We start from the raw sequence: 14,455 nt of genomic DNA, 5'->3' as shown, positions 1-14,455 counted from the left end.
TGCGGCTTAGTGCAGGTTGGCCTGGGCACCAACGCCCTTTTCATCAAGCAGATAACCGCGTGCAAACCGGTCCATGCGAAATGCGGTCGCGGTTTCATGCGGGGTCCCGGTCGCCAGCAAATGAGCAAAGCAATATCCCGATGCCGGGGTCGCCTTGAACCCGCCATAACACCACCCCCCATTGAAATAGAGGTTGGAAATATGGGTCCGATCCATGATCGGGGAACCATCCATGCTCATATCCATGATCCCGCCCCAACTGCGCAGGATACGCACCCGCGACAATGCCGGGATCATCGCCATTCCGGCCTCGGCCACATGTTCGACACAGGCAAGGTTGCCGCGCTGGGCATAGGAATTATACCCTTCGATATCCCCGCCAAACACAAGCCCGCCCTTATCGGATTGCGACACATAAAAATGCCCGGCCCCGAATGTGACGACCGTATCGATAAACGGCTTCAACCCCTCGGACACAAACGCCTGAAGCGCGTGGCTTTCAATCGGAAGACGCATATCGACCATCCTTGCGACATGGCTTGAACTGCCCGCCACCGCCATCGCAAGCTTGCCGCACTTGATCACCCCGCGTGTGGTTTGAACACCGGTGATCTGATCGCCATCGCGGTCAATTGCCGTGACTTCGCAATTCTGGATGATATCCACACCGTTCTGATCAGCCCCGCGGGCAAATCCCCAGGCCACCGCATCATGGCGCACCGTGCCGCCACGCGCCTGCATCAAACCGCCCATGATCGGGAAACGCGCATTGTCGTAATCCAGAAATGGCAGCTTTTCACGCACCTGATCACGATCAAGAAGGTCTGCATCAACCCCGTGCAGACGCATGGCATTGCCACGCCGGGTATAGGCATCGCGCTGTGCATCGGAATGATACAGATTGATCACCCCGCGCTGGGATACCATGGCGTTGAAATTGAAATCCTGTTCCAACCCTTCCCACAGCTTCATCGAGAATTCATAGAACGGGTTATTGCCTTCCAGCAGGTAATTCGACCGGATGATCGTCGTGTTACGCCCGATATTGCCTGATCCCAGATAGCCCTTTTCAAGAACCGCAACATTGCGGGCACCAAACACCTTGGACAGGTAATAGGCCGTCGCCAATCCATGCCCGCCACCGCCAATGATGATCACATCATAACGGGGTTTCGGGTCCGGATTGCGCCAGGCCGGTTTCCAGTTCTTGTTCTTGGAAAAAGCATTGCCAAGCAGTGACAGGGCTGAATAACGCATCTTTGATCTTTCGCTGTTGCGCGCAACGGGTACCAGCCGATCTTGACAGAGACACAATTTCCAGCTTGTCTAAAAAGGACATCTAATAACATATTTGGGACATCACATCCGATGCCGCCAAATGCGCGATCAGGGGCATGCGATGACATCTGGCACGGACAGGGAAAAGCTCAGGGATACGCACAGGGATACGCACAGAGACAGGGACGAGGACACGCAAACCCAAACCAGCGCCAATCCCAACCCGGCCTTCCCGCTCGCCCGGACTGCCTACCAGTCGGCCAAGTCCGCCCAGTCTGCCAAGCCCCCCTCATCCAGGCCTGATGCCCATTCCAACGCCCCTGCCGGTCCGACTGCGTTCCCGGCCCCGCAACATATCGGCTTTTTCCTGCTGCCGGATTTTGCGCTGATGTCCTATGCCTCGGCGATTGAACCGTTACGTGCGGCCAATCTTCTGGCCGGGCGCCCGGTCTATAAGATCCTCAATTATTCGGCGACCGGCGGCAATGTGCTGTCATCGACCGGGACCATGGTGCCGACCACTCCACTGGCACAGGCCCCGACAAGCCTGCACAGCCTGTTTGTCTGTGCCGGCGGCCACCCCTCACAATGGCAGGCACCGGGCATGTTGCCCGGTCTTCGCAAACTCGCACGCTGGGGGGTGCGGATGGGCGGCATTTCAAGCGGGGCCTATGTTCTGGCCGCTGCCGGGCTTCTGGGGCAACGGCAATTCACCATCCATTGGGAACATGCCCCGGCTTTGATCGAAGCCTTTCCCGATCTGGAACCAAAACGCGCCCGCTTTGTCATTGATGGTGATCGCATCACATGCGGCGGCGGGGTCGCACCGCTTGATATGATGCATGCCATGATCGCCGAACATCTGGGGTCGGATTTCGCAACCCGGGTGTCGGACTGGTTTCTCCATACCCAGGTCGGCACATCAACCGGCTCACAGCGCGCATCGCTTGCCGAACGCTATAACGTGCATCATCCGGGACTGTTGCGGGTTCTCGAAAAGATGGAAACCACCATCGAAGACCCGAAATCCCGCGAAGAAATGGCGCGGTTTGCCCGCCTGTCGACCCGTCAGCTTGACCGCCTGTTTGATCAGCATCTTGGAAAATCGTTTCTTGAAACCTATCGCCAGGTGCGTCTGGACCATGCCAACCGGCTTCTGACCCAAAGTGCGCTGACCATTTCCGAAATCGCCTTTGCCACCGGTTTTTCCAATAGCAGCCATTTCTCGCGCAGCTACAAGGCAACCTATGGTGTCACGCCCAGCACGGCACGCGGCGACTGACCATTCCGCCCCATCCCCCGTTCGGCAAGGCCCCCTATCCAACCGAGGGGTGCATTCCCCTGCACGCGATTTCGATAGAATCGGCACGATTCCACGAGTCTGCATATTTGATATGCATCATTTTTCAGCGACTATTTTTTAAACATTTATCCTGTGACGGATATCGTATTTTTATTATCTAATTGTTTTTATTGTATTTTTTGCAACGCACAACAAAAAACACATTTGAACTTGTTCACTATAGGGAATTGATTTTTAATAAAAGGAATGTCCATCGGGGGGCATTATGTGATGGAGAGACTAAAATGGAACAATCCGTACCGGAGTTGATGGCGAGGCTCGATAGCCTTGAGTCATCGCTCAGCATGGCAACGACCATCAATTCCGAAGTTTTCTATTGGTGGTGTACAGCACTGATGCTTGCCATCCACGCAGGCTTCCTTGCCTATGAAATGGGTGCATCGCGCGCAAAGAACGCGCTGGCATCGGGTATGAAAAACCTGATCGCGTTCGCTTTCCTTATTCCGGCATTCTATTATGTCGGCTGGTGGATCTATCTGGCATTTCCGACAGGCTTCAGCATCGCTGACGGCTCCGAAGCCGGCCTGCCCTGGAGTGCAAATATGGGTCCGAACCTGACCGATAACGCGTCAGGCATCTTCTATGCGGCCTTCACCCTGTTCGCGGCGACCACCGCCTCGATCATGTCGGGTTCCGTCATTGAACGTATCCGTATTTCCGGCTTTACCATTCTTGCCCTGTTCCTGGGCGCGGTTGTCTGGGTCTTCGGCGCTTCCTGGGGTTGGCATCCGGACGGTTGGCTGACCACCGAATGGGGCCTGCATGACGTTGGTGCGGCGGGTGCCGTTCACACCATTGCCGGCTTCTTCACCCTGGGTGTGCTGATCAATCTTGGTCCGCGTATCGGCCGCTTCAATGCGGATGGCTCGGTCAACAATATTGACGGCCACAACATGCCGATGTCGCTGATCGGTCTGATGCTGATCGTCATGGGCTTCTTCGGCTTCCTCGGCGGTTGCATCATCTATACCGGCGACACTTGGATGACCATCTACAACACCCCGGCAACCCTGTCGGCATTCGCATTCAACACTCTGATGGGCGTTGCTGGCGGCATGATCGGTGCGTATCTCGTGACCCGCGATCCGTTCTGGATGATGTCGGGCGCGCTGATCGGTGTGATCTCGTCTGCACCGGCACTTGATCTCTACTATCCGGGGCTCGCTTTCCTTGTCAGCTTCGGCGGCGGTTGCATCATGCCGAAACTCAACGACATCCTCGTTGGCAAGTTCAAGATCGACGACGCGGTTGGCGCGGTCGCCGTTCACGGCTTTGGTGGTGTCTGGGGTCTTGTTATGGCTGGTATCTTTGCGTCGGGTTACCCGAACGTTGCCGGTCCGGAAATCTCGTTCGTTGGTCAGCTGTCCAGTGCCGTTGTCTTCATGATCCTTGGTTTCGTACCGGGCTATGCCCTGTCCTTCGTTCTGAAGATGGTTGGCCTGCTGCGCGTTACCGACAAGGCTGAACTTGCCGGTCTCGACAAGGCCGAAGTTCCGGTCAGCGCCTATCCGGAAAGCTCTGTTCCGGCGGCATTCACCAACGACCCGACCTCGCCGACCCCGGCCGAGTAAGTTCGTTTCTGATCAATCCAGATAAGGAAACTGTAAAATGAACACAGCTCCGATTACCAGCTGGGAAGGCGCAGAGGCCTATTTCACCTTTGCCGACAAACCGGCCCTTCTCGTACTGTTCACGCTGGTCGGTATTGGCGTGTGCATCTGGACCATCGCCTCGATGGCCAGCCACGAGAACAAAGCTTACAAAGACATGTAATCTTTGACATTGACGGGGTGCATCACCAGCCTGCCCTGAACCCAACTGCACCCGGTGATGCATCCCATCATGACCACTCTGAAAGGCCAGCCTCAAAACTGGCCTTTCAAGGGTTCTGGTTGTAGCTCCGGCTCCAGCCTCGGTTCTGGTTCTGGCCCCGGTTCTGTCCCTGGCTCAGGTCCCGGTTCAGGTCCTAGTCCCGGTTCCTGTCACGCCCCTCAACCCGGCCTGTGCTCTGGCCTTGACCTTGGCTCTGCTCCGGCCTTTGCTCTCGACCTGACCTGAATGCTGCCCCGGCATCTGCCGGACGATAAATGCCAACCGACCCGACTGGCACATGTGCCTGCCATCCGGTCCCGCGCAAGTCACCCATGTTATCGCTGCCTTGCATCTGCACAGATCATTCACCGCAGAGGCCACAATGATCGCGCTTTCACATCCCCAGTCATCTGCGCATGCCGTGCGCGCCGCACGTCCCAGCCGCATTCTCAATGCCGGGCGCACTGCAATGGCGCGCAATATTGAACGTTACGAGGTTCCCGGACGCGGTGCCGCACTGATTGCGGTGCGCGAAGGCGATCAGCTGTCGCTGACCAACAGCGAAGGCATGCAGACGGTCGAGCTGATCGGCCTTGATCCGTCGGGAAAGTCGCTGCCTTCGATTTTTGAATATCTGCCGCACGGCAAACCGCGCGGCCTGATTGACCTTTTAAGCCATCCCTTTGATGACAGTCTGGCGCGCTTTGCCCGCACCCTGAAACGGCGCGACGTCAATCTTGATGAATGTCTGGCCTTGCGGATGTTTGGCAATGCCAGTCCGGCCGGTGATACGGTGGTGCTATGCGCCCAGTTTGACGGCTTTGTCATTGTCGCCACCCCGGCCCCGATCATGCAGATTGATGCCCACAACACGGCAAGCCCGGTGATTGTGACCATTGACCGCGCCCATCATCACGATACATACAGCTTTGCCCTGCCCGATCCGCTGGCCGATCCGACGCTTGATCTGCGCATTCATGCGGCCACCGCGCGCGCCTATGAAATCAGGGCCGGTGACTATATCCAGATCCTTGATGTTGACGGGCGGCAATGCACCGATTTTCAGTGCTTTGATGCCCGCAAACTTGATCGCGGTCTTCAGAACCCGCTCGATGTCACCACCACGCGCACCCTGATGGGTCACGCCTATCCGATGCCCGGCCTGCATGGCAAATACTATGATCAGGACATGGACCCGCTGGTCGAGGTTATTCAGGATACCTGCGGGCGTCATGATGCCTTTGCCATGGCCTGCGCATCCAAATATTACGACGATATCGGCTATCCGGGGCATGTGAACTGCACCGATAATTTCAACGGGGCGCTTGCCGCGCACGGGGTTGATCCGCGCCCCGGCTGGATGGCGATCAATTTCTTTTTCAATACCGGCATTGATGATCACGGCGTGATGTATGCCGATCAGCCATGGTCGCGTCCGGGGGATTATGTGCTTTTGCGGGCCATGACCGATCTGGTCTGCGTATCGTCGGCCTGTCCTGATGACACCACGGCGGCCAATGGCTGGAAGCCGACCGACATTCATATCCGTGCCTATGACAGCACCGAAAAATTCACCCATGCCGTTGCCTGGCGCCCGACAGCAGAGGCCGAAGCAAAAATGACCAAACAAACCGCCTTTCACCCGCGTTTTGGCGAACTGACCCGCAACTTTGTTGACTATAAGGGCTTCTGGCTGGCGCACGAATATACCGGCTTTGGCATGATCGAAGAATATTATGCCTGCCGCGAAAAGGCGGTCGTGATCGACCTTTCGGCCCTGCGCAAATTCGAAATTACCGGCCCCGACAGTGAAACCCTGATGCAGCATTGTCTGACCCGCAATGTCAAAAAGCTCGGCATTGGTCAGGTCGTCTATTCCGCCATGTGCTATCCCCATGGCGGCATGATTGATGACGGCACTTTGCTGCGCCTTGGGCAGGACAATTTCCGCTGGATTTGCGGCGATGATTACAGCGGCGTCTGGCTGCGCGAACAGGCCGCCAAGCTTGGCCTGCATGTTCTGATCCGATCCTCGACCGATCAGATGCACAATATCGCCGTTCAGGGCCCCAAAAGCCGCGATATCCTGCGCGATGTCATCTGGACGCCCCCTCATCAGCCCAAGCTTGATGAAGTCGGCTGGTTCAAATTCACCATTGGCCGCATCGGCAATGCCAAGGGCGCACCGGTTGTCGTTTCGCGCACCGGCTATTCCGGGGAACTCGGCTATGAAATCTGGTGCCATCCCAAGGATGCGCTGACCGTTTTTGATGCGATCTGGGAGGCCGGCGAACCGCACGGCCTGACCCCGATGGGGCTTGCCGCCCTTGATATGGTGCGCATCGAAGCGGGTCTGATTTTTGCCGATTACGAATTTTCCGATCAGACCGATCCGTTCGAAGCCGGGATCGGCTTTACCGTGCCGCTGAAATCCAAGGAAGACGACTTTATCGGCCACGATGCCCTGATCCGGCGCAAAGACCATCCATCGCACAAACTGGTCGGGATCGAGATTGATGGCAATGTCGCGGCCAGCCACGGCGATTGCGTCCATATCGGCCGCGCCCAGATCGGGGTGATCACCAGTGCGATGCGATCCCCCATTTTGGGCAAGAACATCGCCCTTGCCCGCATCGACATCGCCCATGCCGATATCGGCACCGATGTCGAAATCGGCAAGCTCGACGGACACATGATGCGCCTGCCCGCCAAAATCACCGCCTTCCCGCATTACGACCCGGAAAAAACCAAGCCAAGATCGTAACACGAGGAATCCTCACATTCCCACATCCCACCCAAGGCACGCCCGAATTCCCGGTCCGGCGCGCCTTTCCTGCCCCCGACCAATTGATCCCCAAGTCGGGATGCCTCCGGCGTCATAACCCGCGCCCGACCCCGCCCCGCTTTCCCAGATCTTTCACCGCCCCACCCAACCTGATCTGGCCTGCCCCAGCCCTGAGCTGGCCCGCCCCACCTCTGATCCGGCCCCCAACTCTGAGCCGACATGCCCCACCTCTGAGCCGACCTGCCCCAGCCCTGACCTGGCCCGCCCCAACCTTGATCCGACCCGCACCAGCCCTGAGCTGGCCCGCCCCAACCCTGATCCGACCCGCACCAGCCCTGAGCTGGCCACCCCCAAACCTGATCCGACCCGCACCAGCCCTGAGCTGGCCACCCCCAAACCTGATCCGACCCGCACCAGCCCTGAGCTGGCCCGCCCCGCGCCCCGTTGCCCCTCGCTATCCCTTGTTCCATAAAGACCACGGCCTGCGCTGGTGCTGCCTTGAGCCCCGTCCTGTGGCGCCGACGTTCTGGCTCCATCCCGCTACCTACGCCAATCGTGCCTTGGCCTTTTCACGCTACCTACGCCAATCGCGCCCCACCCGTTTCACGCCTCCACATAGCGTCAACACCGGGATGCCCCGGGCATCATGCCCCGCCGCAAAATTCAATCCTCATACAAAAAGAACCCCGCGACTGGCGCGGGGGTGACTGCGAGTTTGCTCTGCTAAGGGAAGGTCAGTGCGATTATTAGTTTCTTTTTAATAATGCGGCTTATTCTGCAGCACTGCTTTTTAATCCGGTCTGCAAATAGGCTTCCAGACTGTCATCAAGTTCATCAAGCCACGGCGTATGATGGGCAGGCGACATATTGCCGGTCATAAGCGATCGGTATGACTTGTTGCGATAGCCCATAATGTCATGGGCCTTGTCATGTTCCCATTCCTCGAAGGTCTTGTTGACCCCTTCGATGTCAAACATCGGATAGTCTGTCATTTCAATAAGATGGGCGGTGTAATCGCCCTGGAACCAGATCATGTCATGATCGTCTTTCAGGCTTTCTTCCCGGTCGCGCCAAGCCTGGCTATCGGCCTTCATCGCGTCCTTTGACGGCAACGGAATGCGGCCCATGATGACATCACGGGCATACCATGCCTGGGCATCAAACATGTTGAAGGTATAGAATTGGTCCTGCATGCCCAGATACATCAGCTTTGGGTTTTCTTCCCACACCACCCCGTTATAAAGACCCAATGGCCACAATCGGTTAGCGGTTTTCAAACGCAGATCATCGGTCAGGAACGGGAAGTGATGCTGATAGCCGGTACACAGAATGATCGCATCGACATCACGCGATGATCCGTCCTTGAAATAAGCTGTATTGCCCTCAACCCGGGTCAAAAGCGGTACTTCGGCCCAGTTATCGGGCCAGTCAAAGCCGATCGGATTGGTGCGGTGACTGACGGTGACGGATTTGCAGCCATATTTATAGCATTGCGATCCGATATCCTCGGCCGAATAGGAGGTGCCGATGATCAGGATATCCTTGTCCTTGAATTCAAGCGCATCACGGAAATCATGGGCATGCAAAACACGCCCGCCAAAGGTTTCGAACCCCGGGAATTCCGGGACATTCGGCGTCGAGAAATGACCATTGGCAACCACCACATAATCAAATTCCTCGGATGCGATGATATCGTTTTTGAGATCATGCGAAGTCACCGTAAAGGTCTGTGACGCATCATCAAATTCGACCCGGCGCACCGGCGTTCTGAACCGCACCCACGGGCGCACATTGGCCTTTTCGACCCGGCCCTTGATATAGTCCCAGATCACCGCGCGCGGCGGATAGGATGCGATCGGTTTGCCGAAATGTTCCTCGAACGTGTAGTCGGCAAATTCAAGGCATTCTTTGGGTCCGTTCGACCACAGATAACGATACATCGACCCGTGGATCGGTTCGCCATATTCATCAAGTCCGGTGCGCCAGGTATAGTTCCACAAACCGCCCCAGTCTTCCTGACGTTCGAAACATACCACTTCGGGGATTTCGGCCCCTTTGGCTGCTGCTGACTGAAATGCACGCATCTGCGCCATGCCCGACGGGCCGGCGCCAATAATCGCCACGCGAAGTGTCATTGCCTTAGATCCCCAATAGATGGCTGGTTATTTCCTCCGTCCGGCTTGTTTTTTTGATGCCGGTTTTGGTTAGTCGGGGAAAATCCCCGGTGACGTCGGCGCGCCGTCGTCAAACTGTGCAAGCCAGTCCACCAGCATCGGGTGGTAGCGTGACAGCCCCTTATATTCGACCAGTTCCGGGCGCAGATCGCGCATCACCCGATGCAGGCGACGGCCCCATTTCGGCTGGGTCACAACTTCGTTCATCGCCATCAAATAGGTGCGGATCGGAAACAGGATCGCGTTCGACCGCGGCAGACGCCAGAAGGTCTGAAGTTCGACCCGAAGATGGACCTTTCCCCCGATATTGCCGGGGTTCACCGTCAGCTTGTCCGGTCCCCATTTGGGATAGTTTTCCGGACTGGTATCAAGCCTTGGATTAACCGTCAGCGTCCAGTTCAAACGCCGGGACGGCTGGCCTTGCGGCAGGGACAGCAGGAATTTCAACGCGCGTTGAAACACGCCGAGCTCATGGGCCAGCGGCACGGGCGCATGCCATTCAAAGAAGTTCATGCCAATGTCGAAATCAAGCGACCAGTCGGCCTGCGCGGTAATGATCCCCGCATCCATCCAAAGATTGCCATCGCGCTGATCAAGGATGGCGTGGTCGCCCTGCACCTGACGGCCGATATATTCCATCGGATGACATGGCAGGGTCGAACTGTCGCCAAAGACAAAGGTGTCATCGATCTGAAGCGGCTTGTTGATCCAGTGCCAGCGATCACCATCAATGGTCAGTTCAAACAGATCGGGATAGTCGCGCGCCTTGGAAACCATCACCAGTTCGACAAAATCCCAGGCCGCCGTTTCCATATGCGGCAGGGCCTGACAACGCCCGGGGTCATCGGCCAGGACAAGGGCGCGGTCCTTCATTTCCGAGACATAATGTTCGTCAACATCAAAGGCATGTTCAAACGGGCTTCCGGCCCGCGTGGCATGATGCGGTTCCACATTGGTCGAATACATATATTCGTCTTCGGGAAACGGGAACGGAAAGCGCGGAATGTTGCCCGGACTGTTGGCATAGGTGAAATCGTTGCGGAATGTCTCGTTTCTGAAGTGAATGGTCATATCGCAGATCCCCCTTGCTTACAGATCAAGCTCAAGACGCTTGCCGCTGAACCGCGACACGCAGGGCATGATGAACTGTTTCGATGCACGCTGATCGTCATCAAGCCAGTGATCGTTATGGGCAATGTCACCATCACAGGTGACGACCTTTGTCTCGCACTGCCCACAAGCCCCGCCACGACACAGGCATTTGACCGGGGTTCCCGATGCCTCGATCGCTTCAAGCAGGCTTTGTTCCGGCCCGACCGTGATATCAATCCCGGCCTTTGCCAGATGGACCGAAAATGCCTTGCCCACCGGCGGGGACAGGAAATGTTCGAAATGGATATGGGCCGCAGGCCAGCCAAGATCGGTTGCGGTTTGAACGACTGCCTCGATCATGCCTTTGGGCCCGCAGACATAGACATGGGTGCCAAGTGGCTGATCCGATAAAAGTGCGGTCAGATCAGGACCACCGCCCGCATCATCGCAATAGCACCTGACATGGTCACCAAACCGGTCTTGCAGGCTGTCCATATAGGCCGCCTGTGATGCGCTGCGCGCGGCGTAATGAAGTTCAAACGGCACGCCAAGTGATGATGCCTGGGTCATCTGGGCGATGAACGGCGTGATGCCGATGCCGCCCGCAATCATCAGATGTTTTCTGGCACGCAGATCAAGCGCAAACAGGTTCACCGGGGCCGAGATATTCATTCTCATGCCCGGTTCGACCTTTTCATGCATGAATTTCGATCCACCGCGCCCGTTATCATCGCGCCGCACCGAAATGGCATATTGGTCGCGATCAAAGGGCGAACTCATCAGGGAATAGGCATTCTTGCGCTTGGTCGGACCATCAAGCATTTCCACCACGATATGTGCCCCGCCGGAAAAGGCCGGAAGTTCGTTGCCGTGGATATGCTTGAATTCAAACCGCTTGATGATCGAATTGACTTCGACAACCCGGGAAACCACCACCGGGATCAGATGATCGGACGCGCTCATTTGAAGACCTCCCTGATTTCGACTTCCTCGGTCGGGTCTTCGGCATTGATGCACACCCCCTGAAAGGCGGCCAGTCGTCGGGAATAGTGATCGCGCACCAAAAGCAGCAAATCACAGGACGGGCATTTGACCGGCTGTGTCGTGACTTTTTCGATCATGGTTTTGCAGTGAACGCATTGAACCCGACGCGCCAGACTGCCGCGATGTTCACACTGAACAGCGGTGTGATCGAGCCCGCATTCCTCGCCCTTGGCGACAGCCCGGCCAATCAGGCCTTCGGTCCCGGCAAGGTAAAGCTGGCTTCCCATTTTGGACTCCGAAAGCCAGTCGCCCAGCTTGGCTATCGCCGCATCAATGGTCGGGACATGTTCGAACCGTTTGGCTCCCAACGCATAAAGGGCGGTGATCAGGGCATTTTCACCCGGTGTCGGCACATAAAGGATATGCACCTTTTCCATGAAGCCTTTCGGGGCGGTCTGGGCCACGCGGATGACGCATTCCGCGCCCGAGGCATCGGCAACGAAATAATGCGCAAGCCCCGGGGCAATCGCCAACTGCCCGTATTTGGGACGGGAAAGGATGCTTTCTTCTATCAAACTCTCAGACATGGTCGCGGGATCCCATTCTGTCAGAAACCAACGGATCAAATGACAGCCCCGGGGAACCGGTCCGACCGATCCGGTCGATCCGGTCGATCCAGCCGATCCAGCCGATCCCCGGGGGATATGTCCTAGCCCTTGGCGGTTCTTTTGGATTTGCTCGGATCATCAAAGGGCATGGTGTGGGCCATACCGCCCAGCATCCCGTCCGCCCCGGCAATTTCAAGACGTACCCCCTGCTCGGCGCACTCAACCGCCAGACGGGTAATCGCCATGGTCTGATCTTTGAGCGGGGAATACATCGCACAGGTCACAACGCCAACCTTTGCCCCGTCCTTGAACACAGCCGCCCCTTCGGCCGGGACTTCCTTGCCGTCAAACAGGATGCCGAAAATCTTGAAGCGTTCCTTGCCCTTCAGACGATAATGTTCCTCGGCGCCGCGGAAACCGGTTTTGCCGGGACTGACCGTGAAATCAAGGCCAAGCTCCCACAGGGTATCGCCCGGTCCTTCGTTTTCGAACGGATACATCTGCGAGTTATCATAGGGATAAAACAGCAGGTAACTTTCGACCCGCAACATATCAAGCGTGGTAAAGCGGGTCGGAATGATGCCCATATCGGCCCCTTCGGCAACGATCCGGTCCCAGATCATCCCGGCATCCTGCCCGCGACAGAAAATCTCGTAACCGCGTTCACCGGTATAGCCGGTCCGCGAAATCATCACCGGTGCGCCAAACAGCTGGGTTTGCATGTGATGAAAATAGGGAAGATCGCGAATGCCGGGCACATATTCCGCCAGATAATCGACCGCCAACGGCCCCTGAAGCGACAGGTCATGAAGATTGTCATCAAAACGGACCGATACATCGCGCCCCACGGCGGCCCGGGTCAATTCTTCGTGCCCGGTGCCTGATCCGTGAACCACCATCCATGAATTCGGCCCCATGCGATAGATCACGCAATCGTCGGTAAATTTGCCCTGATCATTGAGCATGCAGGCATAAACCGATTTGCCCGGATAGATTTTTTCGACATTGCGCGTGGTGGCATAATCAATGACGTGCGAAGCATGGGGACCGGTGATGTGGACCTTTTTCAGGCCCGATACATCCATGATCCCGGCCTTGGTGCGGATGGCGATGTATTCTTCGTCCCAATCCTTGTCATAGGTCCATGCCGTGCCCATCCCACTCCAATCTTCAAGATTGGAACCAAGCGCGCGGTGACGGTCGGCAAGGGCGGAGAATCTCCAGCTTGCAGTCATTGTGATGGCCTCCTGATTTGGTCGCCCTGATTTGGCAGCCTTGTCGCGCAATCAGCGCGCAATTATTGGCTTTTTATGTTCTCCATTCTGGCGGCAACTCGTTCGCGAACGCAATAATTATTTTTCATTTAATTCAATAATTATTCCTCAAGTGCTATTTTCTGCGGCATTGCAACAATTTGATTGCGCCACCACCGCCCGCCTGTCCCACAAAATGATTTTCCCTTCAGTTGATAAATCTTTCCTGACAGTTTACATGAAACACAAGGCCGCACTGCACCACGGATCGCAATGATCAGCGGGTAGACCGGCACAAAACAAAAGACGGCCGCCAAAGCAAAGCGGTCCGCGCATGAGCCAGGAAACGATCAGGAAACGCGCCGCCCCGGTTTGGGACGGTCGCGAAGGAAGCCGCCACAATGGCAGATAACAAATCGCAGAAACCAACCAAAACCAACGCCAACAGCGAGCAAGGAATACCCATGGACTCCATGAACAAACCGGCCGCCCTGAACCAGGACCCGCACGCCCTTCGCGAGCCGAAGGAAAACAATCTGGAAATCGCGATCGGACATGAAGTCCGCGCCCTGCGCAAGAAACTTGGCATCACCATTGCTGATCTGGCATCGGCAACCGGCATTTCGATGGGGATGTTATCCAAGATTGAAAACGGTGTGACGTCACCGTCCCTGACATCGCTTCAGGCATTGGCAAGTGCACTTGGTGTGCCACTGACCGACTTTTTCCGCCGTTATGAAGAACCGCGCAATGCGGTGTTCGTCAAATCGGGCGAAGGCATTGCGATTGAACGGCGCGGCACGCGCGCAGGCCATGAATATAACCTGCTTGGGCATATTGATAACAATACCAGCGGTGTGGTGGTCGAGCCCTATTTGCTGACCCTGACCGAGGAGTCGAGCAGTTTCCCCGCCTTCCAGCATGAAGGCATGGAATTCATCTATATGCTTGAGGGTGAAGTACGCTATCGCCACGGTGATCAGCTTTATTACATGCAAGCCGGTGACAGCCTGTTTTTTGATGCCGATGCCCGGCACGGACCGGAAGAACTTCTTTCATTTCCAATCCGTTATCTGTCGATCATCTGTTATCCGGCACGCTCGTAA

General features: G+C 56.5%; 12 protein-coding genes. 6 read left to right on the top strand and 6 right to left on the bottom strand.

Annotated features, from left to right (window positions below; genetic code table 11):
- Positions 1 to 6: 6 nt before the first annotated feature.
- Positions 7 to 1,257, bottom strand: coding sequence for a sarcosine oxidase subunit beta family protein (locus AUQ42_RS00745; protein WP_068517046.1), 1,251 nt, complete (start codon positions 1,255 to 1,257; stop codon positions 7 to 9).
- 142 nt (positions 1,258 to 1,399) lie between these two features.
- On the opposite strand from AUQ42_RS00745, the gene AUQ42_RS00740 reads away from it, so the two are divergent.
- The 4 genes from AUQ42_RS00740 to AUQ42_RS00730 all read left to right on the top strand — a co-directional run bounded on the left by AUQ42_RS00740 (position 1,400) and on the right by AUQ42_RS00730 (position 7,217).
- A complete protein-coding gene (locus AUQ42_RS00740; protein ID WP_231856635.1) occupies positions 1,400 to 2,560 on the top strand; it encodes a GlxA family transcriptional regulator in 1,161 nt (386 codons plus the stop codon).
- A 305-nt stretch (positions 2,561 to 2,865) separates the two neighbouring features.
- Positions 2,866 to 4,212 (top strand): ammonium transporter, encoded by a 1,347-nt coding sequence (locus AUQ42_RS00735; protein WP_068517045.1) that lies wholly within the window; start codon positions 2,866 to 2,868, stop codon positions 4,210 to 4,212.
- Between the two features lie 37 nt (positions 4,213 to 4,249).
- A complete protein-coding gene (locus tag AUQ42_RS15825) occupies positions 4,250 to 4,414 on the top strand; it encodes a hypothetical protein (protein WP_170310292.1) in 165 nt (54 codons plus the stop codon).
- 421 nt (positions 4,415 to 4,835) lie between these two features.
- Positions 4,836 to 7,217, top strand: a complete 2,382-nt coding sequence (locus AUQ42_RS00730) for a DUF1989 domain-containing protein (RefSeq protein WP_068517044.1) — start codon at positions 4,836 to 4,838, stop codon at positions 7,215 to 7,217.
- A gap of 791 nt (positions 7,218 to 8,008) precedes the next feature.
- On the opposite strand, the gene AUQ42_RS00720 is transcribed toward AUQ42_RS00730, so the two are convergent.
- From AUQ42_RS00720 to AUQ42_RS00700, 5 genes are all read right to left on the bottom strand, one after another.
- A complete protein-coding gene (locus AUQ42_RS00720; protein WP_068517042.1) occupies positions 8,009 to 9,373 on the bottom strand; it encodes an NAD(P)-binding domain-containing protein in 1,365 nt (454 codons plus the stop codon).
- Positions 9,374 to 9,442: 69 nt separating this feature from the next.
- Positions 9,443 to 10,483, bottom strand: coding sequence for a DUF3445 domain-containing protein (locus tag AUQ42_RS00715; protein WP_068517041.1), 1,041 nt, complete (start codon positions 10,481 to 10,483; stop codon positions 9,443 to 9,445).
- Between the two features lie 18 nt (positions 10,484 to 10,501).
- Positions 10,502 to 11,467, bottom strand: a complete 966-nt coding sequence (locus tag AUQ42_RS00710; RefSeq protein WP_068517040.1) for a PDR/VanB family oxidoreductase — start codon at positions 11,465 to 11,467, stop codon at positions 10,502 to 10,504.
- Entirely contained in the window at positions 11,464 to 12,075 is a 612-nt protein-coding gene (locus AUQ42_RS00705; RefSeq protein ID WP_068517039.1) for a dimethylamine monooxygenase subunit DmmA family protein, read from the bottom strand. Before AUQ42_RS00705 ends, AUQ42_RS00710 begins: the two co-directional genes overlap by 4 nt.
- A gap of 122 nt (positions 12,076 to 12,197) precedes the next feature.
- Positions 12,198 to 13,331 (bottom strand): aminomethyltransferase family protein, encoded by a 1,134-nt coding sequence (locus AUQ42_RS00700; RefSeq protein WP_068517161.1) that lies wholly within the window; start codon positions 13,329 to 13,331, stop codon positions 12,198 to 12,200.
- A gap of 31 nt (positions 13,332 to 13,362) precedes the next feature.
- Between AUQ42_RS00700 and AUQ42_RS15700 the strand changes: the two genes are divergently transcribed.
- Complete coding sequence (locus AUQ42_RS15700) at positions 13,363 to 13,626, top strand: hypothetical protein (RefSeq protein ID WP_156480794.1); 264 nt, start codon at positions 13,363 to 13,365, stop codon at positions 13,624 to 13,626.
- A 124-nt stretch (positions 13,627 to 13,750) separates the two neighbouring features.
- Entirely contained in the window at positions 13,751 to 14,455 is a 705-nt protein-coding gene (locus AUQ42_RS00695) for an XRE family transcriptional regulator (RefSeq protein ID WP_197460751.1), read from the top strand.

It is taken from the genome of Thalassospira sp. MCCC 1A02491 (genome assembly GCF_001613785.1).
Lineage (GTDB): Bacteria > Pseudomonadota > Alphaproteobacteria > Rhodospirillales > Thalassospiraceae > Thalassospira > Thalassospira povalilytica.
The sequence above is the reverse complement of the archived record's forward strand: the minus strand, read 5'-3'. Positions and strand labels throughout refer to the sequence as shown.